The organism is Microcoleus sp. MON2_D5 (genome assembly GCF_036701905.1).
Taxonomy (GTDB): domain Bacteria; phylum Cyanobacteriota; class Cyanobacteriia; order Cyanobacteriales; family Microcoleaceae; genus Microcoleus.
The window spans coordinates 1-1,476 of sequence record NZ_JAUBRM010000224.1 but is presented as its reverse complement, the minus strand read 5'-3'; the positions used below and the strand labels follow the sequence as shown (position 1 = coordinate 1,476).

General features: G+C 39.9%; 1 protein-coding gene. It reads left to right on the top strand.

What is annotated here, in order from left to right:
* Positions 1-59: 59 nt before the first annotated feature.
* On the top strand, positions 60-1,295 hold the full coding sequence (locus QUA47_RS30815; protein WP_333433627.1) for an IS4 family transposase: 1,236 nt from the start codon (positions 60-62) through the stop codon (positions 1,293-1,295).
* Positions 1,296-1,476: the final 181 nt, after the last annotated feature.

The following is a 1,476-nucleotide window of genomic DNA, read 5'->3' as shown; positions in this document are numbered from 1 at the left end:
AGTTAAGGCTCAAATAGTGGTAAATTAGGTATGGTGTCCAAAAATGGAGAGCAAGTAAGGTGCATCTCAAAGAATTCTCATTAGTATCTCCCAAAATCCCAAGTAAGGAGATATTCAAAGCCATAGAGATAGCAATCCCAGCCAGTGCAATTGAACAGGCGATTACTAAAACGAAGGTTGAAGAGAAACGTCATCGAACCCTGCCAGCACAACTGGTAGTGTGTCTGGTAATCGCCATGAGTCTGTGGTCGAAAGATTCAATGCGAGATGTACTAAAAAACCTGATTGATGGTCTTAATGAAGCATGGATAAAAATTGGTAAATATTGGCAATTTCCGTGTAAATCGGCAATTACTCAAGCCAGACAAAGATTAGGAGCAGGCGTGATGAGACAGTTGTTTCATTCATTAGTGCGACCAATGGCTACAGTTGAAACAGTAGGAGCTTTTATCCATGAACTAAGAGTCGTAGTGATAGATGGAACCTGCCTAGATATCCCAGATAGTGATGAAAATGCTAGGGTTTTCGGTCGTCCGGGTAGCCGTCCGGGTACGAGAGCGGCGTTCCCCAAAGCTAGATTAGTGATTTTAGTAGAGGCAGGAACACATTTAATCTTTGATGCCTTAATGTGTCCATATAAAATAGGAGAAAGAGTAAGAGCATTAAAGTTATTACGCTCAGTAACGCCGGGAATGTTATTGATGTGGGATAGAGGTTTACATTCTTACGCGATGGTAGAAGCCACATTCAGTAAAGGTTGTGAGTATTTGGGGCGAATTCCATCCAACGTTAAATTCTTAAACGAAACACAACTAGATGATGGTTCATATTTAAGTTGGATTTATCCATCTGGCAAGTTAAGAAAAAAAGGATTTAAGCCAATACAGGTAAGAGTAATCGAGTACATAATTGAGGCTACCGAACACCCAGCCACACAAATTAGATATCGTTTAATTACGAGCTTGTTGGACGCTGAAAAAATTCCAGCCCAGTCACTTGCTTGTGAATATCATCAACGTTGGGAAGTCGAGAATACTATTGATGAACTCAAAGTACATTTATTGGGACGAAAAACTCATATTCGGTCTCAAATACCGAAAGAAGTGGTACAAGAAATTTATGGTTTACTACTAGGACATTGGGCTGTACGGTCATTAATTTTTCAAGCTGCAAGCAGTGCAGGTGTTTCACCATTGCGTCTTTCTTTTACTGGAACATTACGAGTTATTCGTCGTGCTCTGCCAAAATTCCAGCGATTACAACCACAGGAACTTCCATTTTTTTTAATTGGTTAACTTGGGAGATATTTGACCAACTTCTACCTGAAAGGGTTCAGAGAAACAACCCAAGAGTTGTGAAAAAGCCTGTCTCAAAATTTCGCTCTAAACAAGTTAAACACAGAGGTACTGGAATAATAATGAATCCTCCTGTATTTATTGTTTTAAGCACTGCCTAGCCCTTAACTGAACCGTATTG